The sequence below is a fragment of the Azohydromonas caseinilytica genome, from assembly GCF_012927045.1.
In the GTDB taxonomy this organism is placed as follows: Bacteria; Pseudomonadota; Gammaproteobacteria; order Burkholderiales; family Burkholderiaceae_C; genus Azohydromonas; species Azohydromonas caseinilytica.
This window is the reverse complement of the sequence record NZ_JABBFW010000016.1, coordinates 1-23,893: the sequence shown is the minus strand read 5'-3', so window position 1 is coordinate 23,893 and position 23,893 is coordinate 1. Positions and strand designations below refer to the sequence as shown.

Annotated in this window: 21 protein-coding genes; 13 read left to right on the top strand and 8 right to left on the bottom strand. The window is 70.1% G+C overall.

The window, feature by feature from the left end; all coding sequences use genetic code 11:
- Window positions 1-101 precede the first annotated feature (101 nt).
- The 6 genes from uraD (at window position 102) to HHL10_RS19720 (ending at window position 4,016) form a co-directional block, all read left to right on the top strand.
- Window positions 102-620 (top strand): 2-oxo-4-hydroxy-4-carboxy-5-ureidoimidazoline decarboxylase, encoded by a 519-nt coding sequence (uraD, locus tag HHL10_RS19745; RefSeq protein WP_169162118.1) that lies wholly within the window; start codon window positions 102-104, stop codon window positions 618-620.
- Between the two features lie 14 nt (window positions 621-634).
- The gene (locus HHL10_RS19740) at window positions 635-1,138 is read left to right on the top strand and encodes a hydroxyisourate hydrolase (protein WP_169162117.1); all 504 of its coding nucleotides are present in this window, start codon (window positions 635-637) and stop codon (window positions 1,136-1,138) included.
- 90 nt (window positions 1,139-1,228) lie between these two features.
- Window positions 1,229-1,585, top strand: coding sequence for a hydroxyisourate hydrolase (gene uraH / locus HHL10_RS19735; RefSeq protein WP_169162116.1), 357 nt, complete (start codon window positions 1,229-1,231; stop codon window positions 1,583-1,585).
- 17 nt (window positions 1,586-1,602) lie between these two features.
- A complete protein-coding gene (locus tag HHL10_RS19730; protein WP_169162115.1) occupies window positions 1,603-2,070 on the top strand; it encodes a nucleoside deaminase in 468 nt (155 codons plus the stop codon).
- A gap of 300 nt (window positions 2,071-2,370) precedes the next feature.
- Complete coding sequence (locus tag HHL10_RS19725) at window positions 2,371-3,747, top strand: S8 family peptidase (protein ID WP_169162114.1); 1,377 nt, start codon at window positions 2,371-2,373, stop codon at window positions 3,745-3,747.
- A gap of 29 nt (window positions 3,748-3,776) precedes the next feature.
- Entirely contained in the window at window positions 3,777-4,016 is a 240-nt protein-coding gene (locus HHL10_RS19720) for a hypothetical protein (RefSeq protein ID WP_169162113.1), read from the top strand.
- A gap of 43 nt (window positions 4,017-4,059) precedes the next feature.
- Here the strand turns inward: HHL10_RS19720 and HHL10_RS19715 are convergent, their stop codons facing one another.
- Window positions 4,060-4,695: a glycoside hydrolase family 19 protein gene (locus tag HHL10_RS19715; RefSeq protein ID WP_169162112.1), complete on the bottom strand. Its 636-nt coding sequence runs from the start codon at window positions 4,693-4,695 to the stop codon at window positions 4,060-4,062.
- A gap of 280 nt (window positions 4,696-4,975) precedes the next feature.
- On the opposite strand from HHL10_RS19715, the gene HHL10_RS19710 reads away from it, so the two are divergent.
- Together HHL10_RS19710 and HHL10_RS19705 are read left to right on the top strand one after the other, a co-directional pair.
- The gene (locus HHL10_RS19710; protein ID WP_169162111.1) at window positions 4,976-5,659 is read left to right on the top strand and encodes a DUF4197 domain-containing protein; all 684 of its coding nucleotides are present in this window, start codon (window positions 4,976-4,978) and stop codon (window positions 5,657-5,659) included.
- Window positions 5,660-5,852: 193 nt separating this feature from the next.
- Entirely contained in the window at window positions 5,853-7,598 is a 1,746-nt protein-coding gene (locus tag HHL10_RS19705) for a methyl-accepting chemotaxis protein (protein ID WP_169162110.1), read from the top strand.
- 119 nt (window positions 7,599-7,717) lie between these two features.
- Here HHL10_RS19705 and HHL10_RS19700 read toward each other — a convergent pair whose 3' ends face one another.
- The gene (locus HHL10_RS19700; RefSeq protein WP_169162109.1) at window positions 7,718-8,932 is read right to left on the bottom strand and encodes a urate hydroxylase PuuD; all 1,215 of its coding nucleotides are present in this window, start codon (window positions 8,930-8,932) and stop codon (window positions 7,718-7,720) included.
- Between the two features lie 271 nt (window positions 8,933-9,203).
- Window positions 9,204-10,127, bottom strand: a complete 924-nt coding sequence (locus HHL10_RS19695) for a LysR family transcriptional regulator (protein ID WP_169162108.1) — start codon at window positions 10,125-10,127, stop codon at window positions 9,204-9,206.
- Window positions 10,128-10,231: 104 nt separating this feature from the next.
- Between HHL10_RS19695 and HHL10_RS19690 the strand changes: the two genes are divergently transcribed.
- Genes HHL10_RS19690 through leuD form a run of 3 tightly spaced genes read left to right on the top strand, consistent with a single transcriptional unit; the run spans window position 10,232 to window position 13,304 of the window.
- A complete protein-coding gene (locus HHL10_RS19690) occupies window positions 10,232-11,197 on the top strand; it encodes a tripartite tricarboxylate transporter substrate binding protein (protein ID WP_169162107.1) in 966 nt (321 codons plus the stop codon).
- A gap of 51 nt (window positions 11,198-11,248) precedes the next feature.
- On the top strand, window positions 11,249-12,667 hold the full coding sequence (gene leuC, locus HHL10_RS19685) for a 3-isopropylmalate dehydratase large subunit (protein WP_169162106.1): 1,419 nt from the start codon (window positions 11,249-11,251) through the stop codon (window positions 12,665-12,667).
- On the top strand, window positions 12,660-13,304 hold the full coding sequence (gene leuD / locus HHL10_RS19680) for a 3-isopropylmalate dehydratase small subunit (RefSeq protein WP_169162105.1): 645 nt from the start codon (window positions 12,660-12,662) through the stop codon (window positions 13,302-13,304). The genes leuC and leuD overlap by 8 nt, the downstream gene beginning before the upstream one ends.
- Before the next feature lie 329 nt (window positions 13,305-13,633).
- Here leuD and HHL10_RS31230 read toward each other — a convergent pair whose 3' ends face one another.
- The 5 genes from HHL10_RS31230 to HHL10_RS19655 form a co-directional block, all read right to left on the bottom strand.
- Window positions 13,634-15,367, bottom strand: a complete 1,734-nt coding sequence (locus HHL10_RS31230) for a methyl-accepting chemotaxis protein (protein ID WP_169162104.1) — start codon at window positions 15,365-15,367, stop codon at window positions 13,634-13,636.
- 204 nt (window positions 15,368-15,571) lie between these two features.
- Window positions 15,572-16,474, bottom strand: a complete 903-nt coding sequence (locus tag HHL10_RS19670; protein ID WP_169162103.1) for a LysR family transcriptional regulator — start codon at window positions 16,472-16,474, stop codon at window positions 15,572-15,574.
- A gap of 59 nt (window positions 16,475-16,533) precedes the next feature.
- Window positions 16,534-20,280 carry a trifunctional transcriptional regulator/proline dehydrogenase/L-glutamate gamma-semialdehyde dehydrogenase gene (gene putA / locus HHL10_RS19665; protein WP_169162102.1) on the bottom strand — a complete coding sequence of 1,249 codons (3,747 nt, stop codon included), beginning with the start codon at window positions 20,278-20,280 and terminating at the stop codon, window positions 16,534-16,536.
- A 137-nt stretch (window positions 20,281-20,417) separates the two neighbouring features.
- On the bottom strand, window positions 20,418-20,897 hold the full coding sequence (locus tag HHL10_RS19660; protein WP_169162101.1) for an Lrp/AsnC ligand binding domain-containing protein: 480 nt from the start codon (window positions 20,895-20,897) through the stop codon (window positions 20,418-20,420).
- A 164-nt stretch (window positions 20,898-21,061) separates the two neighbouring features.
- Window positions 21,062-21,766 (bottom strand): GntR family transcriptional regulator, encoded by a 705-nt coding sequence (locus tag HHL10_RS19655; RefSeq protein ID WP_169162100.1) that lies wholly within the window; start codon window positions 21,764-21,766, stop codon window positions 21,062-21,064.
- A 459-nt stretch (window positions 21,767-22,225) separates the two neighbouring features.
- Here HHL10_RS19655 and HHL10_RS19650 point away from each other — a divergent pair, with 459 nt between their 5' ends.
- Window positions 22,226-23,515 carry a Glu/Leu/Phe/Val family dehydrogenase gene (locus tag HHL10_RS19650; RefSeq protein ID WP_169162099.1) on the top strand — a complete coding sequence of 430 codons (1,290 nt, stop codon included), beginning with the start codon at window positions 22,226-22,228 and terminating at the stop codon, window positions 23,513-23,515.
- An 88-nt stretch (window positions 23,516-23,603) separates the two neighbouring features.
- A partial coding sequence (locus HHL10_RS19645) for an ABC transporter substrate-binding protein (protein ID WP_169162098.1) occupies window positions 23,604-23,893 on the top strand: 290 nt, incomplete at its 3' end.

Below are 23,893 nucleotides of genomic sequence, written 5' to 3'. Positions count from 1 at the left end.
CGTTCGGGCTGAGCCTGTCGAAGCCTCTGGTCCAGTGGGCCTGCAGGCCCATCGACGAGCTCAGGGCGAACGGCAAAAGAGCGACCTACGCATCCCACACCATGAACCCGATGTCCCTGCAACAGATCAACGCCCTGGACCGCGCCGCCTTCGTCGCCGCGCTGGGCCGCAGCTTCGAGCATTCGCCCTGGGTGGCGGAGGCGGCCTGGGCCGGGCGGCCCTTCCGCGACCTGGACGAGCTGCACGCGGCCATGATGGCCGTGGTGCGGCAGGCGCCGCGCGCCACGCAGCTGGCCTTCCTGCGCGCCCACCCCGAGCTCGCCGGCAAGGAAGCCCAGGCCGGCACCATGACCGGCGAGTCCGTGTCCGAGCAGGCCAGCGCCGGGCTGGACGCGCTCAGCCCCGGGGATTTCAAGCGGCTGCGCCAGCTCAACGCCGCCTACCGGGCGCGGCACGGCTTCCCCTTCATCATCGCGGCCCGCCGCCACGGCAAGGCCGAGATCCTGGCCGAGCTGGAGCGCCGCACCGGGCTCGACAGCGAGGCCGAGCTGCAGGAGGCGCTGGCGCAGATCGCCGCCATCACCCGGCTGCGCGTGGACGCGCTGGCCCGCGCCGACTGAGCCCGGGAGACGCCATGGACGCTCATCAAGATCCCACGGCGCGCCGCCGTTTCCTGCGCACCGGCCTGGCCCTGGGTACGGCCACGCTGCCGGCGCTGGCCGGCGCGGCCGAGGCGCCGGCAGGCTTGGCCACGGCGCCGCGCTCGCAGGCCGGCGCGCCGCCGCGGCTGACGGTGCACGCCATCGACATGTTCCACGGCGCCACCGGCGCGGGGCTGCGGCTGTCCCTGTCGCGCTTCGACACGGCCAAGCGCGAGTGGCAGCACCTGCTGGACGCTGACACGGTGGCCGGCGGGCGCACCGCGCAACCGCTGCTCGACGGCGAGGCCTACCGCGCCGGGCGCTACGAGCTGCTGCTGCACCTGGGCGACTATTTCAGCCGCCTGGGCGCGAAGCTGCCGCAGCCGGCCTTCCTGACCGAGGTGCCGCTGCGCTTCGTGATCCGCGACGCCGCCGAGCGCGTGCACCTGCCGGTGCTGTTCTCGCCCTGGGGCTACTCGTACTACCGCGGCAGCTGAGGCTGCTGCGTCATCTCGACGTTCCGTTCGGGCTGAGCCCTTCGACAAGCTCAGGGCGAACGGGAAAGACTGTTCTGAAAGGAGTCCGCCATGGCCGGCATCTCGACCCATGTGCTCGACAACCACCACGGCCGCCCCGGCGCGGGCATGCGCATCGACTTCTCGGCCTGGCGCGACGGGCGCTGGGAACTCGTCAAGACCCTGCGCACCAATGCCGACGGCCGCACCGACGAGCCGGTGCTGCCGGCCGAGGCGGCCCGGCCCGGGCAGTACGAGCTGCTGTTCCACGTCGCGGAGTACTACGAGCGCCAGGGCCTGCGCCCGGCCGAGGCGCTGTTCGTGGACGCGACCGTGCCGGTGCGCTTCGCCATCGCCGACACCAGGCAGCATTACCACGTGCCGCTGCTGTGCACGCCGTGGAGCGCGTCCACCTACCGCGGCAGCTGAAAGGAGGAATCTCATTCATGACCCTGGACGACACCACCGCCATGCAACGCGCCATCGCCGCCTCGCGCGCGGCGCTGCAAGCCGGCAACCGCCCCTACGGCGCGGTGCTGCTCTCGCCCCAAGGCGAGCTGCTGCACGAGGCCGCCAACCGCCAGGTCACCGAAGGCGACTGCACCGCGCACGCCGAGATGGTGCTGGTGCGCGAGGCCACCGCCCGGCTGGGCGCCGCGGCCCTGCGCGGGGGCACCGTGTTCGCCAGCGGCGAGCCCTGCGCCATGTGCGCCGGCGCGCTGTTCTGGGCCGGCGTGCGGCGCATCGTCTACGCCGCTTCCAACCCGCTGATGGCCGGGCTGCTGGGCGGCGAGCTGCTGCCCGTGCGCTGCGCTGAAGTGCTGGCCGGCGCGCAGCCGCCGGTGCGCGTGGAGGGCCCGCTGCTGGAAGAGGCGGCAGCCGCGGTGCTGCGGCAGGCGGCGCGCGGCGCCTGATCCTGAGACCGGCGCCCTGCGGGCAAGCCCGCGCCGCCCGCCTGGGCGGGATGCATGCGGCCTGAACCGCGCCGGCTGGGGCGTGCCCACCGTGGGAACGTGACCAAGGTCCGTTTCCATGGGCCGGAGGTCGAAGGGAGACTGCAGCGCCCGGTGAGCTGCCCGCGACACCGGCCTGCGGCCGTAAGCCGCATGGCGCCGCGCGGGTGCAAGAGCCGCAGCGCCCGCGGTACTCCGGTGCCGCGGGCCGATGGCATCCGGCCCCCCCCTCCAACGCCGCTTCCGCACGAGGAGAGCTTCATGGCACGTCGCCCCATCCCTCCCAGCCCGCCCGCCGACGCCCCGGCGCCGGCCTCGAACGCCCAGCCCCGGCTCGGCATGGTCATGCGCTTCACGCCCCAGGCGGCCGCCACCGGTGTGCGGCGGCTGGAATCCGGCGGCTTCCGCGTTGCCTCGTCGCGAGACTTCAAAGACAGCCTGGCCGTGCCCAATGACTTCGGCGGCGCCGACGTGCAGTACTTCGAACGCTTCGGCATCGCCATCGTCCGGGGCGACAGCGAGCGGCTCAAGCCCGTGCTGCAGAAGTCGATGGAAGAACGCGTGCTCAGCGCCGTGCGCGCCGAACGCAGCTACCGGCCGCTGGGCATGGCCTCCCCGGCGTCCGGGCTCCAGGCCGAAGCCCTGTCAGCGCCGATGGCGGGCCCTCTGGCGCTGCCCGATTACCTGCGCGGCTACCGCGACGCCGTGGACCACTTGGTGGAACGGCTGCTGGCCGGCGACAGCGCCGACACCGCCGAGGCCGGGCCCTCGGTGGAGCGCTTCAGCGAGAACAGCGTCACCTGGGGCCTGCAGGCGATCAAGGCGCTACCCAGCTCGCTCAGCGGCGCGGGCATCAAGGTCGCCGTCCTGGACACGGGCTTCGACGACCAGCACCCCGACTTCCTGGGCCGGGCCGTGACCAAGAAGCTCTTCGCCAGCCACAGCTCCGAGGACGACGTGCACGGCCATGGCACCCATTGCATCGGCACCGCGTGCGGTCCGCTGCGGCCCAGCGGCGTGCCGCGCTACGGCGTGGCCTATGAAGCCGAGATCTATGCCGGCAAGGTGCTGGGCGATGACGGCTTCGGCACCGACCGCTCCGTCATCGCCGGCATGGATTGGGCGCTGGAGCAGGGCTGCCAGATCATCTCCATGTCGTTGGGCGCGGCCACCAGCGTCGGTGACCAGCCCAACGACGACTACGAGCAGATCGGGCAGGTCTGCCTCGATGCCGGCACGCTGGTGGTCGCCGCGGCGGGCAACGAGAGCGAGCGCCCGGGCCGCATCAACCCGGTGGGCTCGCCGGCGAACGCATCCACCATCCTGGCCGTCGGTGCCGTGGACAGCAGGTACCGGCCAGCGCCCTTTTCCTGCGGCGGCATCAACCCCGAGCAGGAGGTGGATCTGGCCGCGCCCGGCGTGGACGTTCTGTCCAGCGTGCCCGGCGGCGGCCATGCGCGCTGGGACGGCACCAGCATGGCCACGCCCCATGTCGCCGGCGTGGCCGCGCTGATCGCGCAATCCAATCCCACCTTCCGCGGCTGGGCGCTGTGGGCCAGGTTGCTGCAGCTGGTGCGGCCCCTGCGCCATCCCGCGCGGGACGTGGGCAAAGGCCTGCTGCAGGCCCCTCGACGCTAGACTGGCCGCGTCGTACCGAGGAACACGCCATGGGCTCCGAGCCGTCAGACCAGCTTGCCGTCACGATCCGCATCGAGCCCAAGGACGCGGGCCGCTTCGGCGCCATCGTCCAGCAGCTGGAGCGGCTGGGCGCCTCGGAGCTGGCGCCGCATCCCCGCCTGGGGATCATCAACTGCAACCTGCCTGCCGGGCAGCTGGAGGCCTCGCGCGAAGTCGAAGGCGTCGCCTCGGTACGGCAGGAGCGCAGCTACGGCGTGCGCTCGCATTGACGCCTCCGGCGTGCCTGTGGCGCGCCGGCCCGGGCCGCCGTGCTCAGCAGCGCATGTCCTCCAGCGCCGCCAACGCGCCGCGGTACAGCGCCCGGCGCTCGTACAGGCCGCTCATCGGCGACACCGGCTCGTGCAGCAGGAAGCGGGTGATGGCGTCGAACTGTAGCCGGTCGGCCAGCTCGTTGAGCCCGCGGCTGTGCCAGAGCCAGGCCGCCGCCCAGCACGCGTCGGCCGGCCGCGCCACCAGGTCGGGCTGCTCCTCGTAAGGGCGCTGCAGCGCCGTGCCGGCGGCGCAGTAGGTGGCGCGGCCCAGCAGCCGGATCAGGCCGCGGCCACGGTAGCGCCAGCCGTCGCCACTGGCGGCGTCACCGTTGCCATGGCAACCGGCGTGGACGGTGTTGGCCAGGGCCTGGGGCGCGCCCACCAGCGCCTCGGCGGTGCCGAGGTCGGGCACGCGCAAAGGCCAGGTCGCGCAGATGCGCTCGGGCGTGCGGTGCAGCATGCGCTCCTCCAGCACCACGAAGCCGCGGCTCTCGAAGGCGCACTGCGAGACGAAAGCCGCCACGCGCGCCGGCGTGTGGATCTCGAAACGCTCGCAGGCTTGGGCCAGCGGCCCGGCAAAGGCCTCGGCGACCCGGGGTGCGATGCCTGCCGCAATGAGCGTGGTGGAGTTCAGCATGTCGGGTCCTGGCCACACCGGACATCAGGCGCGTGCCGCCACGCCGCAAGCGCTACACGACCGCACGCACCGCCCGCGCGCAGTTTGCGCGCTGCAGCAAAGCCGGTCCGCACAAATCCGACATGCCGACGCGGATTCGTGACACCGCGCGGGCCGGGCCGGATCACCCTGTCGGCCGGGGCGGCGCGCTTGGCTATGCTCAAAGGCTGTCCAGCGACGGCGGCGCTCAGCGCGGGAGGCCCTGCGTGCCGTCCACTCATTCACTTTTCAGGAGACCTCCATGCAACGACGCGCACTCATGCGCGGCATCCCGGCCGCCCTGCTGCTGGGCCCGGCGCTGCTGCGGCCCGCACAGGCTCTCACCTCCACCGACGCCGCGGCCGGCATGCGCACCGCGCTGGAACGCGGCGCGGCCAGCGCGGTGGACCTGCTGGGCCGCCCCGATGGTTTCCTGGGCAACCCCAAGGTGCGCATCCCGCTGCCACCGGCGCTGGATCAGGCCGCCGGGGTGCTCAAGCTCATGGGCCAGCAGCGCCAGGTGGACGAGCTGGTCACGGCCATGAACCGCGCCGCCGAGGCGGCCGTGCCCGAAGCGCGCACGCTGCTGCTCGATGCCGTGAAGTCGATGTCGGTGGACGACGCGCTGGGCATCGTGCGCGGCGGCGACACCTCCGTGACCGAGTTCTTCGCCGCCAGGACCCGCCAGCCCCTGACGCAACGCTTCCTGCCCATCGTCACCCGGGCGACGGAGAAGGTGGCGCTGGCGCAGCGCTACAACGAGCTCGTGGGCCGGGCCGGCGCCATGGGGCTGGTGAAGGCGGAGGACGCCAACCTGGAGCGCCACGTCACGGCCAAGGCGGTGGACGGCCTGTATTTCATGATCGGCGAGGAAGAACGCAAGATCCGCAAGGACCCGCTGGGCACCGGCAGCGCCCTGCTGCAGAAGGTGTTCGGCCGGCCCTGAGCCGGGCTCCGGACAGCCAAGCGTGCAATCCGCCCAGCCAATGGCCGAAATTGCTGGGGAAAAGGCTTGACTTGGCACAGATCAAGTCCCAGCGGCTTCGGGCACATTGACCCCGCAAGCCGCAGTGCTCCACCACGTGACAAGCATCGGGCCGGCGCTGGCGCCGGGGTGGACGACAAGAGGACAAGAAGCAATGAGACTCGCCGACTTCAAGATTGGACAACGCCTGGGCACGTCGTTCTGCCTGGTCACGCTCATGACCGTGGCCTCGTCCGGGCTGGCCTTGTACAAGCTCTCGGAGATCGAGCGCAACATGGAGGTCGTTGTCAAGGAGAACAACGTCGCGGCGGCCTACAGCCGCACCATGAACGACGTGCTGCACAACGCCAACCGCATCCTGCCCACCCTGGTGCTGCTCAAGGACGGCGCCGAGAAGGAAAAGCTCAAGCAGGAGCTCACCGACATCCGGCAGATCTACGACATCTCGCGCACGGCGCTGGACGACCTGCCCAGCAGCGACGAGTTCAAGGCGCTGCTCAAGCGGCTCGACGAGGTGCGCGACGCCGTGCGGCCCATCAACAACCGCGTCTTCGAGCTGGTGCTGGCCGACCAGGGCGACGAGGCGATCGCGCTGCTGCAGCAGGAGGCGCGGCCCAAGACGCTGCAATGGCAGGCGCTGATCGAGGAAACCATGCGGCTGCAGGACGCCGCGAACTGGAAGAGCTTCGACGAGGCCACGGCCAGCTACGTGGCCGCGCGCAACATGCTCATCGGCTCCACGCTGGCGATGCTGGCGCTGTCGGCGCTGCTGGGCTGGCTGATCACGCGCTCCATCACGCGGCCGCTGCGCCGGGCCTGCGAGATCGCGCAGCATGTGGCCGGCGGCGACCTGACGGTGGACGTGCGCGCCGAGGGCCGTGACGAGACGGCGCAACTGCTCAGCGCGCTGAGCAACATGCAGGTCCAGCTCACCGCCACGGTGGGCAACGTGCGCAACAACGCCGAGGGCGTGGCCAGCGCCAGCGCGCAGATCGCGCAGGGCAACCAGGACCTGAGCCAGCGCACCGAGCAGCAGGCCTCCTCGCTGGAGCAGACGGCCTCGGCCATGGAAGAGCTGGGCAGCACCGTCAAGCACAACGCCGACAACGCCAGCCAGGCCAACCAGCTCGCGCAGGGCGCCTCCGACGTCGCCATCAAGGGCGGCACGGTGGTGGCGCAGGTGGTGGACACCATGCGCGGCATCAAGGAGAGCTCGCACAAGATCGCCGACATCATCGGCGTCATCGACAGCATCGCCTTCCAGACCAACATCCTGGCGCTCAACGCCGCCGTGGAGGCCGCGCGCGCCGGCGAGCACGGCCGCGGCTTCGCGGTGGTGGCCGGCGAGGTGCGCAGCCTGGCCCAGCGCAGCGCCACCGCGGCCAAGGAGATCAAGTCGCTGATCACCGACAGCGTGGACCGCGTGGACCATGGCTCGGGCCTGGCCGACCAGGCCGGCCGCACCATGGAAGAGGTCGTGGCCGCCATCAAGCGCGTCACCGACCTGATGGGCGAGATCAGCAGCGCCAGCGTCGAGCAGAGCAAGGGCGTGGCGCAGGTCGGCAACGCCATGACGCAGATGGACCACGCCACCCAGCAGAACGCCGCCCTGGTCGAGCAGAGCGCCGCCGCCGCCGAGAGCCTGCGCGAACAGGCGCAGCGGCTGCTGCGCGCGGTGGCGGCCTTCCGGCTGGAACAGGACCTCGGCACGCCGGCCGCGTCCAACGAGGCGTCCATCGGCAGCCCGTCCACGGCTGCGGATCACGGCACGGGATGGGACGGCGCCGAGCGGCGTGGGCCGGACCGTGCTCACAACGTCATGCGGCCGGACTTCAGCCGTGGCCAGGCCCAGGGCGACGACCCGGCCCTGCGCACCGGCACGCACGAGCGGAAGGCCTGACGCCCGCTTTCACCGGCGGCTGAAGCAAAAAAACGGCGCCCCTTGGGGCGCCGTTTCACATTAGGGCATCACGCGCCGGCGACGGCAGCCGCTGCGTCATGCCGGCGCCGCAAGGTGCCTCACTGCGCCTGCGCGCCGGCCTCGAACCAGCGCCGCAGCAGGTCGCGCTCGGCCTCGGTGATCTGCGTGGCGTTGTTCAGCGGCATGAGCTTCTGCACCACGGCCTGCTGGTACACGGCCTGCGCATGCGAGCGGATGAGCTCGGGCGTGTGCAGCGCCACGTTCTTGTTCTGCACCTGCGCGTTGTGGCAGAGCGTGCAGCGCTGCTCGATGACGGCCTGCACCTGCGCGAAGGACACCGGCGCCTTGGCCGCGGCCAGCGTGGCTTCGCTGCGCGGCGGCGGCGCCAGCCACAGCGCCAGGCCGGCCAGCGCCAGCGTGCCCACCACGGCGTGCTCCCACGGCGTGCGCTTGCCCAGCACATGCGCCTTGTGGCGCGACACGAAGCTGTGGCGGATGAGCGCGCCGGCGAGCATCAGCAGCACCAGCACCAGCCAGTTGTTCGTGCCCTGGTACAGCCAGCCGTAGTGGTTGGACAGCATCGCGATGAGCACCGGCAGCGTGAAGTAGGTGTTGTGCACGCTGCGCTGCTTGCCGCGCTGGCCGTGGATCGGGTCCACCGGCTGCCCCGCGCGCAGCTGCGCCACCACGGTACGCTGCCCCGGAATGATCCAGAAGAACACGTTGGCGCTCATTGTCGTGGCCAGCATCGCGCCCACCAGCAGGAAGGCCGCGCGCCCGGCGAAGAGCTGGCACGCCAGCCACGAGGCGAAGATGACGAACACGAACACGCAGGCCCCGACGATGGCGTCGCCGTTCTTCTTCTGCCCCAGCGTGCGGCAGATCGCGTCATAGATCAGCCAGAACGCCGCCAGGAAGCCCAGCGCCGCGGCGATGGCCGCGCCCGGTGACCAGTCGTACACGCTCTTGTCCACCAGGAAGGTGCCGGCGTTGAAGAGGTACAGCACCGTGAACAGCCCGAAGCCCGTGAGCCACGTGGAGTAGCTCTCCCAGTACGACCAGTGCAGGTTCTCGGGCAGCGGCAGCCACTTGGGCGCCACCATGTACTTGTTGGAGTGGTAGAAGCCGCCGCCGTGCACGGCCCACATCTCGCCGTCCACGCCCTTTTGCTTCAGGTCCCCGTGCGTGGGCGCACTGAGGCTGTTGTCGAGCATGACGAAGTAGAACGAGGCGCCGATCCAGGCGATGGCGGTGATGACGTGGGCCCAGCGCAGCAGCAGGTTGGCCCAGTCGATGAGGTACGAGACGTCCATGGGGGATATCGCAGGAAGCGCCGGCAGCGCGTGCCGCCGGCTCCTTCCCCTCACCACAGCGGGCTCTGTGAGGAGCGAAGGTCGCAACCTGATGCGGCGCTTCCCGGGGAAAGCAGCGGCACGGGCTCCGCGGCGACGCGATTGAAGTGCATACAGTTTAGTGCACGTGCCAGTCCCTGCCGCCCGGATGGAACGCGTGCGCCGGGCGCGGTCCCGCCCGGCCAGTGGCGGCGCCGAGCCGTGGCGCCCGCGGTTGCGCTGCGCCGCGCCGTCACCACCCTTGCCATTCGTCGTCCAGGGCGTCGTTGTGCTTCCTGAACCAGTCCACCAGGAAGTCCACCAGGGCCCGTGTCTTGGCCGAGAGGTGGTTGCGCGTCGGGAACACCGCATAGATGTCCGCGGCCGGCAGGCTCCAGTCCGGCAGGATGAGTTTCAGCTTGCCGGCCCTGATGTACGCGGCCGCATCCCACAGCGAACGCATCAGGATGCCGTGCCCATCCAGCGCCCAGCCCAGCGCGGTCTCGCCGTCATTGGTGCTCAACGGGCCGCGGACCTTCACGGTCTCGTGCCTGGCGCCATGGCTCAGGTGCCACGTCCCGAAGGTCTCGTCGCCTTCGCGGATGAAGATGCACGCGTGCTGCGAAAGATCACGCGGCGACATCGGTTCACCGGCGTGGGCCAGGTATGCCGGTGCGGCGAGCAGCAGGCGGCGGTTGCGCGCCAAGCGCCGCGCCGTGAGCCGCGCGTCGGGCAGGTCGCCAAACCGCAGTTGCAGGTCGAAGCCCTGCTCGACCAGATTGACGGGCTTGTCGCCCAGGTGCAGTTGCACCTCGACCTCCGCATAGCACCTGGCGAACGCGGACAGCGCCGGGGCCAGATGCCGGCGGCCAAAGCCCAAGGTGCCGCTGACCCGCAGCAGGCCCTTGGGCTGCGCCCGGCTACCCGCCACCGTGCGCTCCAGCGCCTCCAGCTCCGCCAGCACGCGCGCGCCCTCGACCAGGTAAGTCTCGCCTTCCGGCGTCAGGCTGAGGCGGCGCGTGGTGCGATGCAGCAACCGTACGCCCAGCCGCAGCTCCAGCGCCGCCAGGCGCTTGCTCACGGTCGAAGGCGTCACGCCCATCTCCTGCGCCGCGGCCGCCAGGCTGCCCTGCTTCACGACATGGCTGAAAAAAGTGAGGTCTGAAAACGCATCCATTAGTGAATCTGACGCACGAAAGAAGTTCGAGAGAAGAAATTGTGTGGCTTTAGTTCACGTATAGCATTTTGGGCATCGCTTCACCACCACACAGGAGACAAGCCATGCAACGCCGACGCGTCCTCGCCGCCCTCGCCCTGTCCGCGCTTGCCGCCGGCCCGGCCCTGGCGCAGACCTACCCCGAGCGCGCCGTCAAGCTGGTCGTGCCCTACGCGCCCGGCGGCAGCGCCGACATCGCCGCGCGGCTGATTTCGGACGAATGGGCCAAGGCGCTGGGCGGCACCATGTTCATTGAGAACAAGGCCGGTGCCGGCGGCAACCTGGGCGTGGACGCCGTGGCCAAGTCCAAGGCCGACGGCTACACCATCGGGCTGCAGACGGTGTCGCTGGCCATCAATCCGGCCCTGTTTCCGAAGATGCCCTACGACACGCTGAAGGACCTGGCGCCCATCGGCATGGTGGCCAGCTCCCAGCATGTGCTGGTGGTGAACAACAACCTGCCGGCCAAGAGCGTGAAGGAACTGCTGGCCCTGCTCAAGGCGCAACCGGCCAAGCACACCTACGGCTCGGCCGGCCCGGGCAGCACCTTCCACATGGCCGCCGAGCTGTTCAAGGGCGTGTCCGGGGCGACGATCACGCACATTCCCTACCGGGGCGGTGGCCCGGCTCTGGCCGACACGATCGGCGGGCAGGTGGACATGAGCTTCCCGGTGCTGTCCGCGGCGCAGCAGCAGGTGCAGTCCGGCAAGCTGCGCGCGCTGGGCGTTACCGGCTCCAGGCGTTCGACGCTGATGCCGGACGTACCCACCATCGCCGAGGCCGGACTGCCCGGCTACGCGTTCGAAACCTGGTTCATGGTGTTTGCGCCGGCGGGCACGCCCAAGCCCGTGATCGACAAGCTCAATGCGTCGCTCAACCAGGCACTGAACTCCTCCGCGCTGAAGGAGCGCATGGTGCGGGAGGGCTACGACCCGATTCCCTCCACGCCGGAGCAGGCCCGCGCCCGCCTCGAAAAGGAGATGCCGCAGTGGGCCAAGCTCATCAAGGAGCGCGGCATCACCGCGGAGTGACCGTTGACCCGGCCCCACGCCATTCCCGAAGCCGTTTCTTCATCCGACCCGATGACTGCCAAGACCCTCTACGACAAGCTGGTCGAGTCACACACCGTGGCCCGCCTGGACGAGCAGAACGTGCTGCTGTTCTGCGACCTGCACCTGATGAACGAGTACACCAGCCCGCAAGCCTTTGCCGGGCTGCATGAGCAGGGCCGCGGCGTGCCCGTGCCGGGCCAGAACGTGGCCGTGGTGAGCCACATCATCCCGACGCACCCAGGCACCGTGCGCGTGATCGCCGACCCGGCCTCCGCATTGCAGGCGAGCAACCTCAAGCGCAACTGCGAGCGCCACGGCATCCCGCTGTTCGACACCAACGACCACCTGCAAGGCATCGAGCACGTCGTCTCTCCCGAGCACGGCATGATCCGCCCGGGCATGGTGGTGATCTGCGGCGACAGCCACACCACCACCTACGGCGCGCTGGGCGCGCTCGGCTTCGGCATCGGCACCTCCGAGGTCGAGCATGTGCTGGCCACGCAGACGCTGGTGTATCGCCTGGCCCAGGCCATGCGCATTCGCATCGATGGCGAATTGCCTCTCGGTGCGACGGCCAAGGACCTGATCCTGATGATCATTGGCCGCATCGGCGCGCAGGGCGCGCGCGGCTTCGTGGTGGAGTTCCGCGGCAGCGCCATCGATGCCCTGTCCGTCGAGGCCCGCTTCACGCTGTGCAACATGGCGGTGGAGGCCGGCGCGCGCGGCGCACTGATCGCGCCCGACGCCAAGGCCATCGAGTACGTGCTGGAGCGGGCCGGCGACATCACGGGCGCCATGCGCGAACAGGCGCTGGCGTACTGGCAGACACTGCACAGCGATGCGGATGCGCGCTTCGACGTCGAGCACCAATTCGACGCCAGCGCCGTGGCGCCGCATGTCACCTGGGGCACCAGCCCGGACCAGGTCATCCCGGTGTCCGGCCGCGTGCCCAGCCCGCAGGCGCAGCCCGATGAGGTGCTGCGCCGCAGCACCGAACAGGCGCTGCGCTACGTGGCGCTGCGGCCCGGCACGCCACTGGAGGGCACGCCGGTGCAGCATGTCTTCATCGGCTCATGCACCAACGGGCGCATCGAGGACCTGCGTGCCGTGGCCGACGTCGTGCGCGGCCGCAGCGTGGCGCCGGGCGTGCGGGCGATGGTCGTGCCGGGCTCGGGCGCCGTGAAGGAGCAGGCCGAGGCCGAGGGCATTGCGGCGCTGCTGATCGGCGCCGGCTTCGAGTGGCGCAACCCCGGCTGCTCCATGTGCCTGGCGATGAACGACGACGTGCTCGATGCGGGCGTGCGCTGCGCCTCGACCACCAACCGCAATTTCGAAGGGCGCCAGGGCCGCGGCGCCATCACGCACCTGATGAGCCCCGCCATGGCCGCCGCGGCGGCCGTCACCGGCGCCATCACCGACGTTCGCAAACTGGAGCGCATCCATGGCTGACCAGCACCTGATCGAAGGCCGTGCCGCGGCCCTGCGCATCGAAAACCTCGACACCGACCAGATCATGCCCAAGCAGTTCCTGCGCGGCATCGACAAGTCGGGACTGGTGCCGGGCGTGCTCCACGACCTGCGCTTCGATGCAGCAGACCACCAGCGCCCCGGCTTCGTGCTCAACCGGCCGGAATACGCCGGCACCAGCATCCTGATAGCCGGGGCCAACTTTGGCTGCGGCTCCAGCCGCGAGCACGCCGTGTGGGGCCTGCAGCAGTACGGCATCCGGGCCGTGATCGCGCCGAGCTTCGGCGAGATCTTCTATTCCAACGCCATGAACAACGGGCTGCTGCTGGCCATGCTCACGCCGCAGGAGATTGCCGCGCTCATGGCGGACGCGGACGATCCGGCACGCAACACCGTGCGCATCGACCTGGAGACCATGACGGTGCGCAGTGCCCGTGTCGAGGCGCGCTTCACCTTGTCGGCGCGGCATCGCCGCATGCTCATGGAAGGGCTGGACGTCATCGGCCTGACACTGACGCAGCGCGCGCAGATCGAAGAGTTCGCGCAGCACCACTGGGCCCGGCATCCCTGGCTGAAGGATGTTGCCGCCACAACCAGGCGGCGGCTCGTGGCCGGCTGATTCCAGTTCGTGCTTGCCGGTGAAAGTGCCTGGTCAGGTCCGAGCAGGCCGATGCCGGGCAAGCGCCTGAACGAAGACCGGCGTCAGCAGCGGCCCTTCTTGGCTTGACCAGGCGGGCAGAAATTGCCGCCTCCGCCGCTGGGCCGGTCCGCCGGATCGACCACCACGGAGCCCGCAGGCGTGTACACGGCACAGCCATACAGGGAAGACAGCGCAAAAACCAAAGCCAGGAAGACTCGCATAGACATCGAGAGGCGATTGAACGACAGGACCGCCATCGTAGTCGCCAGCGGCCCGGCCGCTGCACCGGGCTGGTCAGGCCGTGCGGTTCAGAGCGTTGCCCACTCCTCGGCGTCCGCGTTCGCCGCCGCCTTGCCGGGCGTGGGCTGGGCCGCCCCGCGCCGGAAGTCGAGCCGCATCACGTTGTCCGCGCGGCCGGGGTCCGCACGCTCCGTGCCGCCCGAGGCCGCAGGCCCGGGCGCTACGGTTGCGGCGGCACCGGCCTGGGCCAGCTTGAACACCGCCACGGTATTCACCAGCTGATCGGCCTGCAGCTTCAGGCTTTGCGCCGCCGCGGCGCTTTCCTCGACCAGCGCGGCATTCTGTTGCGTGGCCTTGTCCATCTCGAAAACGGCCTCGCCGACCTGCGCCACACCCGAGCTCTGCTCCCTGCTGGCCGCGCTGATGTCGCTCATGAGGTTCGTCACCCGGCGAATGGAGGCGACCACCTCGTTCATCGTCGCCCCGGCGCGATCCACCAGCTCGGTGCCCTGCTCCACGCGCTCGACGCTGGTCTGGATGAGCTCCTTGATCTCCTTGGCCGCCTGTGCGCTGCGCTGCGCCAGGTTGCGCACCTCGCCGGCCACCACGGCGAAGCCCCGCCCCTGTTCACCCGCCCGGGCTGCCTCGACGGCCGCATTGAGCGCCAGGATGTTGGTCTGGAACGCGATGGCGTCGATCACGCTGATGATCTCGGCGATCTTGCGCGAGCTGGCGTTGATCTCCTGCATGGTGTCCACGACCTGGCTCACCACCTCGCCGCCCTGCACCGCGACCTGGGAAGCGCTCGCCGCCAGCTGGTTGCCCTGCACCGCGTTGTCGGCATTCTGCTTGACCGTGGCCGCCAGCTGCTCCATCGAGGCCGCGGTCTGCTCCAGCGCCGAGGCCTGCTCCTCGGTGCGGCTCGACAGATCGTTGTTGCCCTGCGAAATCTGGGCCGAGGCCGCGGCCACGCCTTCCGCATTGGCGCGCACGGTGGCGACGATGATGGCCAGGCTTTCCTGCATGCGCTTGAGCGCGGCCAACAGGCTGTCGCGGTCGCCGGTACGCAGTTCGATCGGCACGCTGAGGTCGCCGTCGGCGACGCGCTGCGCCAGCGCCGCGGCCTCGGCCGGCTCGCCGCCGAGCTGGCGCAGCACGCTGCGCACGATCAGGGTGCCCAGTGCCGCGGCCAGCACCACCGCGGCGGCCACGAGCGCGGTCGTCCACCAGAGCGCCGAGTGATACGTTGCGCGCGCAGCCGCCGCGGAGGCCTCGGAGGCCCTGTCGTTGATGTCCACTAGCTTGCCGATCTCGTCGGCCATGGCGTTGAAGGCGCTCCGCGAGGCGCCACGGTACAGCGCCTTGGTGTCCTCCATGCGTTCCTCGCCGGCGCGCGAGAGAGCAATGAGCTGCTCATGCAGCGCCAGATAAGCGTCGCGCCGCTTCTTGAACTCTTCGTAGCCGGCACGCTCCTCGGGCGAGGAGAGCAGGGCCTCGTAAGCCTTCTGCTTGTCCTGGAAGGCGGCCTTGCCCTCGTTGATCCGTGCCTCGACCGCGCTGCGCTCCGCGGCTTCCGAGGAGATCACGTGATCGGACTCCTGCCGGCGCAACTGGTTGGCCGTTGCGCGCAGCTCACCGAGCGCCTTGATGCTCGGCAGCTTGTCGTCCGCCAGCTCCTGCATGCGCTCGTTCACGCTGGAAAGCCGGCTCAGCGCAAAGCCGCCCACGCTCAGGGTCAACAGCACAAGAACCGCGAACGCCAGGCCAAGCTTGGTGCCCAGCTTCATTGACTTGGTACGCATGCAACGGCCTCCGAGAGGATGTTTTTGATCAGGGTTAACGAGTGTAACTATTGCATCAACCCGGCCGAGACAAATTCCCTCGCGTCAATCGGTGCTTACACCAGCATATTCATCTGCTGGCAACAGAGATGGAGTAGGCGGCCACCGGTCGAAGGACTCGACCCAGCGGACCCGTCTGCGTGCTGAACTGGAGTTGGAGCGAGGTCAGCCGCGGCTGCTGCCCGCAGCCTGCTGCAGGTGCGCGATGAGCGCGCGGGTGATGTGGCTGAGCGCCTGCGTGTCGCGGACCACGATGGCCATGTGCCGCTCGGCCCAGGCCTCTTTCAGATCGACGCCCTGCAGGCGCCCGGCCGCGACATGGGGCGCCAGCACGCCGGCTGGCAGCAGCGTGATGCCCAGCCGCGTCTCCACCAGCCGGCACATGGCATCGAAGCTGCTGACCTGGACGCGCTGCTGCAGCGCGCGGCCGCAGGCCTGGGCGCCCTGCTGCATCAGCGCCGACAGCGAGCTTTCGGCATGGGGGCCGACGAAGGGATAGGCCAGCGCGTCGGCGAAGCGCACGGCCTTGCGCCGTGCCAGCGGATGATCCCTGGGCACCCCCAGCATCAGCCGGTCGGTGCGGTAGGGCAGCGTGTCGAGCCCGGCCTGCGCCGCGGCGCTGGCGACGATGCCCAGGTCGGCGCTGCCATCGGCCACGGCGCGGGCCACGGCCTTGCCGGTGCGCTCCTCCAGCGAGACCTGCACGTCCGGATGGCGCGTGAGGAAGGCCTCCAGCTCCTCGGGCAGGAACTGCGTCAGCGCGGAAGCCACGGCATGCAGCCGGATGTGGCCTTTCATGCCACCGGCGTACTGGCCCAGTTCCTCGTCCATGCGCCGCACCAGCAGCAGCATCTGGCGCGCATGATGCAGCAGCGACTGCCCGGCCGGCGTCAGCGCCACGCCGCGCGGCTGGCGCACGAGCAGCGGCGTGCGCGCCAGCGCTTCGAGCTCGCCAATGCGCTTGCTCACGGCCGAGACCGCCAGGTGCTGGCGCTCGGCAGCGCGGGTCAGGTTGCCGCACTCGGCAACCGCGACGAAGAGCTCCAGGCTGGTCAGATCGTGGCGCATGGCCGCGAATGTGCCAGACGGCGAGCGCCGTCCGGACACTGCGACCGTGCGCCCGAAGCTCAGCCGATGGTCATCAGCGAGGCGTTGCCGCCGGCGGCCGCGGTGTTGATGCTGGTCGCCTTCTCAACCACCAGCCGCTCCAGCGGCACGTCAACTTCGCCCGGCTGCAGCCGCTCGATGCCGACGATGGGGCCGGGCCGCTCCGCCAGCCGGCGCCGGATGCCTTGCAGCTCCGAGGTGCTGCCGTGGAACAGCGCGGCGTCGAAGCTCACTTCCGGCGAGCCCCAGTCGCGGGCCAGCACGACGCTGCCCTGCACCTGCGCGGGCAGCTTCTCCAGCAGCGGGCCGCACTCCACCGGCCACACGCAGCGGCTGCCCACCGCCAGCACCGCGGCCAGCTGCATCAGGCGGTCGTCGTCGCTGCCGGCCAGGCTCAGCACGGCCTCGCGCGCGGCAATGCCGTAGACGTTCTTCTCGCCCGTCGGCCCGGGCAGCGTCTGCGAGGCGCCGCTGCGGGACTGCTGGTGGAAGCGCTGGCAGGCCTGCGCCAGCGGCAGCCTGGACTGGCTGCGCGCCCACTCCTGCAGCGCATGCAGCGCCGGCGGCATGTCCCGGCCATAAGGCCCCAGGTCCAGCGCGCCGCCCGGCTCGAACAGCCGCGTCATCACGTCGCCCGGGCGCTGGGACAGCAGCCGGTACAGGTACAGCGGGCCGCCGGCCTTGGGGCCGGTGCCGGACAGGCCTTCCCCGCCGAAGGGCTGCACGCCCACCACGGCGCCGACGATGTTGCGGTTCACGTAGATGTTGCCCGCGTGCGCCGCCTTCAGCACCCGGCCGATGGTCTCGTCGATGCGGGTGTGCAGGCCCAGCGTGAGGCCATAGCCCGTGGCGTTGATCTGCGCCAGCAGCGCGTCCAGATCGTCGCGCTGGTAACGGATCACGTGCAGCACCGGGCCGAACACCTCGCGCTGCAGCTCCGACAGCTGCTCCAGCTCGATCACCGTGGGCAGCATGAAGGTACCCCGCCGCAGCACGGCCGCGTCGCAGGCGCCGAGTTGGTGCACGCGGCGGCCCTTGGCGCGCATGCCTTCGACGTGCTTCTCGATGCCGGCCAGGGCCTCCGCATCGATCACCGGGCCCACGTCCACCGCGAGCCGGTCCGGGCTGCCGACGCGCCACTCGGCCATGGCGCCCAGCAGCATCTCGATCAGGCGGTCCGCCAAGTCCTCCTGCACGCACAGCACGCGCAGCGCCGAGCAGCGCTGGCCGGCGCTGTCGAAGGCGGAGGCCAGCACGTCGGCCACCACCTGCTCGGCCAGGGCCGAGGAGTCCACGATCATCGCGTTCTGGCCACCGGTCTCGGCGATCAGCGGGATGGGACGCCCGTTGGCATCGAGCCGGCCGGACACGGCGCGCTGCAGGATGCGCGCGACCTCGGTCGAGCCCGTGAACAGCACGCCGCGCACGCGCGCGTCGCCCACCAGGCGCGCGCCCACCACCTCGCCCGCGCCGGGCAGGAACTGCAGCACGTCGCGCGGCACGCCCGCGGCCCACAGCGCGCGCACGGCCTCGGCGGCGATCAGCGGCGTCTGCTCGGCCGGCTTGGCCAGCACCGGGTTGCCCGCGGCCAGCGCCGCCGACACCTGCCCCATGAAGATGGCCAGCGGGAAATTCCAGGGGCTGATGCACACCACCGGGCCGACCGGCACATGCGAGCCGGGCTGGAAATCGCTGCGGACCTGGCGCGCGTAGTAGCGCAGGAAGTCCACCGCCTCGCGCACCTCGGCAATGGCGTTGGCCGCCGTCTTGCCCGCCTCGCGGATGAGCAGGCCCATCAGGCGCGGCATGTCCTCTTCCAGCCGGTTCGCGGCGCGGTCGAGCATGTCGGCGCGCGCGGCCGGCGGCGTCGCCGCCCAGCGCGGCGCGGCCTCGGCGGCGTGGTCGAAGGCCAGGTCCACATGCTCGGCCGTGGCGTTCTGCACGTGGCCCACCACGTCGCCATGGTCGGCGGGGTTGCGCACCGCCTCGCGCGCGCCGGCCACCGTGCCGGCCGCCAGCAGCGGCTCGGCCGTCCAGGTTTCGGCGGCGCTGGCGCGCAGCGCGGCCTGCAACCGGGCCAGCTCATGCTCGTTGCTCAGGTCGATGCCACGCGAGTTCGGGCGCGTCGGGCCGTACAGCTCGCGCGGCGCCGGGATGGCCGGATGCGGCAGGCCGAAGCGGCCTTCCTTCTGCGCCAGCTCATCGGCCACGTCGATCGGGTCGCGCACCAGCTCGTCGATGGAGATGGAGGTGTCGGCAATGCGGTTGACGAAGGAGGTGTTGGCACCGTTCTCCAGCAGGCGCCGCACCAGGTAGGCCAGCAGCGTCTCGTGCGTGCCCACCGGCGCGTAGACGCGGCAGGGCCGGCCCAGCTTGCCCGCCCCGGTGCCCACCACCTGCTCATACAGCGGCTCGCCCATGCCGTGCAGGCACTGGAACTCGTACTGCCCCGGCTGGTAGCTCGCGGGGTCGGCCAGGTGGTAGATGGCCGCCAGCGTGTGCGCGTTGTGCGTGGCGAACTGCGGATACACCTGCTGCGGCGCGGAGAGCAGCTTGCGCGCGCAGGCAACGTAGGAGATGTCGGTGTGGTGCTTGCGCGTGTAGACCGGGTAGCCGTCCTGCCCGTCGAGCTGGGCGCGCTTGATCTCGGAGTCCCAGTACGCGCCCTTGACCAGGCGGATCATCAGCCGGCGATCGCTGCGGCGGGCCAGGTCGATGATGTAGTCGATCACGTAGGGGCAGCGCTTCTGGTAGGCCTGGATCACGAAGCCGATGCCGTTCCAGCCCTTGAGCGTCGGCTCGAAGCACAGCCGCTCCAGCAAGTCCAGCGAGATCTCCAGCCGATCCGCCTCCTCGGCGTCGATGTTGAGGCCGATGTCGTAGCGCTTGGCCAGCGCGGCCAGGCGCAGCAGCACCGGGTAGAGCTCGTCCATGACGCGGTCGTACTGCGCGCGGCTGTAGCGCGGGTGCAGCGCCGAGAGTTTTATCGAGATGCCAGGCCCTTCGTAGATGCCTCGCCCCGCTGACGCCTTGCCGATGGCATGGATGGCGCGCTCGTAGGACTGCAGGTAGCGCTGCGCGTCGTGCGCCGTCAGCGCCGCCTCGCCCAGCATGTCGTAGGAGTATCTGAAACCCTCGGCCTCGCGCACGCGGGCGTTGCCCAGCGCCTGCTCGATGGTTTCGCCGGTGACGAACTGCTCGCCCATCACTCGCATGGCCATGTCCACGCTCTTGCGGATCAGCGGCTCGCCGCCCACGGCCACCATGCGCCCCAGCGCGGCCGACAGCCCCGACTCGCTGTGCGTGGCCGTGAGCCGGCCCGTGATCAGCAGGCCCCAGGTGGCGGCGTTGACGAACAGCGACGGGCTCCTGCCCAGGTGCGCGTGCCACTGGCCGCGCGAGATCTTGTCGCGGATCAGCGCGTCGCGCGTCTCGCGGTCCGGAATGCGCAGCAGCGCCTCGGCCAGGCACATCAGCGCCACGCCCTCCTGCGACGACAGCGCGTACTCCTGCAGCAGCCCCTGCACCAGGCCGGCGCGGCCCGCGGAGGGCTTCCTGTCGCGCAGCGTCGAGGCGATGCGCGCGGCCAGCGCCTGCGTCTGCGCCTTCAGCGGCGCGGGCAGCCGCGCCAGCTCGGCCAGCATCGGCAGCGCCTCGACCTCCGGCTTGCGCCAGGCGGCCGTGATGGCCTCGCGCAACTCGGAGCCGAAGGCCACGGGATGCAGGAATTCCGCAAACGGGATCAGGGAGGTGGACGGGGTGTTCATGTCACGGGCGGGTAAAGCGCAATGACAAGACTGTGGATCAAATCACTCCGCATCTTTCACCGTAACCACGTCGCCACACCGAATATTCTTCGGCAGCCCACGGCCAACGGCCGGATGGCTGGTGGCTTGTTCGAGGCTCACATCCCGGACAGCGGGAGATGGGTGGAGTGCTTCACCTCCTCCATGACCGCGTAGGTGCGCGTCTCGCGCACGCCGGGCAGCAGCCACAGCACCGTGCCGGCGAAATGGCGGTAGGCCTCCATGTCGGCGCAGCGGATCTTGAGCAGGTAGTCGAAGCCGCCGGCGACCATGTGGCATTCCATGATCTGCTGGTGCACCTGCACCGCCGCCTTGAAGTGCTCGAAGATGTGCGGCGTGGTCTTGTCCAGCAGCACCTCGACGAACACCAGCATGCCCGCGCGCAGCTTGAGCGGATTGAGCCGGGCCTCGTAGCCCAGGATGTAGCCCTCGCGCGTGAGCCGCTGCACCCGCGCCAGCACGGCCGTGGGCGACAACGCCACCTCCTCGGCCAGCTTCAGATTGGTCATGCGGCCGTCCTCCTGCAGCGTCCTGAGGATCAGGAGGTCGATGCGGTCCAGCTCAGTGGTGTCGGGCATGTAGAGAGTTGTTCGCCTGAAGCTGCCGAATTTGAACAAAGATTCGGAAGCACCGGCCCTATCGTTGCGGTCCTTCGGTGAACTTGCCTGCCCGGACCCGAGTCCCCATGCCCTCAAGCGTTTCAGACTGCCGGCCGGCGCGCCGGGCCGCGGCCTCGGGCACGCTACGCGCCGCCCTTGCCGGCCGCCCCGTCCTGCGCGTCCGGCTGGGGCAGATGGCGCCGCAGCAGCTCGCAGGCCGCCATGATGTGCTCGTGCACCAGCCGGGCCGCCTCGTCCGCGTCGTCGCGGCGGCAGGCATCCACCAGCGCCTGGTGCTCGGTGTCGGCCGTGTCCCGGCCGCCGTCCCGGGTCAGCTGGATGTGCAGGTAGCGCTCGGTGCGGTTGTTGATGGATTGGATCAGGTTCATCAGGAACGGCCGCTGCGCGTCCTGGTACAGGCAGGAGTGGAAAGCCCAGTGCAGCTCGGCCCAGCGAAAAGGATCGTGCTCCTGCGCGAACTCGTCGCACAGCCGCTGCGCCCGCTCCAGCGTCGCCGGGGTCATCCTGGGCACCGACAGGCGCATCGCGTTCGACTCCAGCATCGCCCGCACCTCGTAGATCTGCACGATCTCGGACTCCGACAGGCTGTGCACCACCGCGCCGCGGTTGCGCTGGAACGCGACCAGGCCCTCGGCCTCCAGATGCTTCAGCGCCTCGCGCACCGGGATCTTGCTGACCTTGAACATCGCGGCCACCTCGTCCTGTCGGATCGGCTCGCCCTCGTGCAGTTGCCCCGTGACGATGGCGTTGCGCAGGTGCTTCGCAATGACATCCGAGATCGTGGGCGGCAGGCCCAGGTTCGGGACGTCGTTCAGGTCAAGAGGCACGGGGTTCACCTTGGAGCGGGAGTCGGAGGCGAAGCGTATACGAAATTCCCAGATGCCCCGAGCCTCCGGACTTCAACGTGCTCACGCACCGCTGCGGCGCCTTTGGTGGAGCACTTCACCAACTCGGCGCCAGCAAATGCTGCAAACCAGCACCTCGTTGGTGCGCATAGTGGTTTGCACCTAGGCACAAAACATGCGTCTACCGTATACGATCTTTCCTATACGCAGTCGTTGATGTCTTTGCAGCTCCCAAGCTCCCGCATGAAGCCTGTTTCCCTTCACGCCAACCGGGGTGTGCCGGTCAGCCGCATGGCCCGGCGCCAACCGCAGCCGCACTGAAGGGGCGTTTCGCATTACCGGGCCAGGCCACCTGCACCAGGCGCCTTGCCGCACCGAGGGCACCAAGCCCTTCCACCGTCTTGTCAACGCCAGCCGGCATTGGGCGCCGGCCGAATCGCCATGTTGCTCAACGAGACCTCCACTCCGCTGTCCTTCGCCAGCGCTGATCCGCACAGCCCCTGGGCCACCTACATCGCGCAGGTGGACCGGGTGGCGCCCTACCTGGGCCACCTGTCGAAGTGGATCGACACGCTCAAGCGCCCCAAGCGCGTGCTCATCGTGGACGTGCCCATCGAGATGGACGACGGCAGCGTGCGCCACTTCGAGGGCTACCGCGTGCAGCACAACCTCTCGCGCGGGCCCGGCAAGGGCGGCATCCGCTTCCACCCCGACGTGACGCTGGACGAGGTCATGGCGCTGTCGGCATGGATGACCATCAAGACCGCCGGCGTGGGCCTGCCCTTCGGCGGCGCCAAGGGCGGTGTCCGCGTCGATCCGTCGCAGCTTTCGGTCAAGGAGCTCGAGCGCATGACGCGCCGCTACACCAGCGAGATCGGCTTGATCATCGGCCCGCAGCGCGACATCCCGGCCCCGGACGTCAACACCAACGCCCAGGTCATGGCCTGGATGATGGACACCTATTCCATGAACACCGGCGCCACCGCCACCGGCGTGGTCACCGGCAAGCCCATCCACCTTGGCGGCTCATTGGGCCGGGTCAAGGCCACCGGCCGTGGCGTGTTCGTCACCGGGCGCGAGGCGGCGCGGCGCATCAACCTGCCGCTGGAGGGCGCGCGCGTGGCGGTGCAGGGCTTCGGCAACGTGGGATCGGTGGCGGCGCAACTGTTTGCCGAGGCCGGCACGCGCATCGTGGCCGTGCAAGACCACAGCGGCACCATCGTCAACCCGGCCGGCCTGGACGCGCTCAAGCTCGGCGAGCACGTCGCGCGCCACGGTGGCGTGCGCGGCTTCGAGGCTGCGGAGCCGGCCGACAGCGACGCGTTCTGGGACGTGGAGTGCGACATCCTCATCCCCGCCGCGCTCGAAGGCCAGATCGACAGCGCCCGCGCGCAGCGCATCAAGGCGCGGCTGGTGCTCGAAGGCGCCAACGGCCCCACGCTGCCCGAGGGCGACGATGTGCTGCAGGAGCGCGGCATCCTGGTCGTGCCCGACGTGATCTGCAACGCCGGCGGTGTGACGGTGAGCTACTTCGAGTGGGTGCAGGACTTCTCCAGCTTCTTCTGGACGGAAGAGGAGATCAACGTGCGCCTGGACAAGATCATGACCGACTCGCTGCGCTACATCTGGCAGACGGCGGACAAGCACCGCATCACGCTGCGCACCGCGACCTTCGCGGTGGCCTGCGAACGCATCCTCAGCGCGCGCGAGGAGCGCGGCCTTTACCCCTGAAGCGGCTGCGGCGGCGCCGCTTCAACCCATGTGGAACCGGCCGGCCGGCCGGTGTCCCACTTGTTTGAGAACTCAACGGAGAACCTTCATGAAACAGTTCACCCTCGGCGCGCGGCAGCTCCTCACCGCGCTCATGCCCGTCGCCCTGGCCGCCGCCTCCTTCGCCGCCCAGGCGCAGCAGGTCGTGAAGATCGGCTTCAGCAGCCCGCTGTCCGGTCCGCAGTCCGCCTATGGCGTGGACAACCGCGACAGCCTGCTGCTGGCCGTCAAGGAGCTCAACGCCAAGGGCATCCAGGTCGGCGGCCAGAAGGTCACTTTCGAGGTCGTGGCCGAGGACGACGCGGCCGACCCGCGCCAGGGCGTGGCCGTGGCGCAGAA

What these genes read in the sequence shown, in the direction of transcription:
- HHL10_RS19740 (WP_169162117.1), top strand. Translation starts at nt 635, where the DNA reads ATGGACGCTCATCAAGATCCCACGGCGCGCCGCCGTTTCCTGCGCACC.
- HHL10_RS19690 (WP_169162107.1), top strand. Translation starts at nt 10,232, where the DNA reads ATGCAACGCCGACGCGTCCTCGCCGCCCTCGCCCTGTCCGCGCTTGCC.
- HHL10_RS31230 (WP_169162104.1), bottom strand. Translation starts at nt 15,367, where the DNA reads ATGCGTACCAAGTCAATGAAGCTGGGCACCAAGCTTGGCCTGGCGTTC.
- leuD (WP_169162105.1), top strand. Translation starts at nt 12,660, where the DNA reads ATGGCTGACCAGCACCTGATCGAAGGCCGTGCCGCGGCCCTGCGCATC.
- HHL10_RS19720 (WP_169162113.1), top strand. Translation starts at nt 3,777, where the DNA reads ATGGGCTCCGAGCCGTCAGACCAGCTTGCCGTCACGATCCGCATCGAG.
- HHL10_RS19705 (WP_169162110.1), top strand. Translation starts at nt 5,853, where the DNA reads ATGAGACTCGCCGACTTCAAGATTGGACAACGCCTGGGCACGTCGTTC.
- HHL10_RS19725 (WP_169162114.1), top strand. Translation starts at nt 2,371, where the DNA reads ATGGCACGTCGCCCCATCCCTCCCAGCCCGCCCGCCGACGCCCCGGCG.
- HHL10_RS19710 (WP_169162111.1), top strand. Translation starts at nt 4,976, where the DNA reads ATGCAACGACGCGCACTCATGCGCGGCATCCCGGCCGCCCTGCTGCTG.
- HHL10_RS19715 (WP_169162112.1), bottom strand. Translation starts at nt 4,695, where the DNA reads ATGCTGAACTCCACCACGCTCATTGCGGCAGGCATCGCACCCCGGGTC.
- uraD (WP_169162118.1), top strand. Translation starts at nt 102, where the DNA reads ATGAACCCGATGTCCCTGCAACAGATCAACGCCCTGGACCGCGCCGCC.
- HHL10_RS19650 (WP_169162099.1), top strand. Translation starts at nt 22,226, where the DNA reads ATGTTGCTCAACGAGACCTCCACTCCGCTGTCCTTCGCCAGCGCTGAT.
- HHL10_RS19670 (WP_169162103.1), bottom strand. Translation starts at nt 16,474, where the DNA reads ATGCGCCACGATCTGACCAGCCTGGAGCTCTTCGTCGCGGTTGCCGAG.
- HHL10_RS19700 (WP_169162109.1), bottom strand. Translation starts at nt 8,932, where the DNA reads ATGGACGTCTCGTACCTCATCGACTGGGCCAACCTGCTGCTGCGCTGG.
- uraH (WP_169162116.1), top strand. Translation starts at nt 1,229, where the DNA reads ATGGCCGGCATCTCGACCCATGTGCTCGACAACCACCACGGCCGCCCC.
- HHL10_RS19695 (WP_169162108.1), bottom strand. Translation starts at nt 10,127, where the DNA reads ATGGATGCGTTTTCAGACCTCACTTTTTTCAGCCATGTCGTGAAGCAG.
- HHL10_RS19730 (WP_169162115.1), top strand. Translation starts at nt 1,603, where the DNA reads ATGACCCTGGACGACACCACCGCCATGCAACGCGCCATCGCCGCCTCG.
- putA (WP_169162102.1), bottom strand. Translation starts at nt 20,280, where the DNA reads ATGAACACCCCGTCCACCTCCCTGATCCCGTTTGCGGAATTCCTGCAT.
- leuC (WP_169162106.1), top strand. Translation starts at nt 11,249, where the DNA reads ATGACTGCCAAGACCCTCTACGACAAGCTGGTCGAGTCACACACCGTG.
- HHL10_RS19660 (WP_169162101.1), bottom strand. Translation starts at nt 20,897, where the DNA reads ATGCCCGACACCACTGAGCTGGACCGCATCGACCTCCTGATCCTCAGG.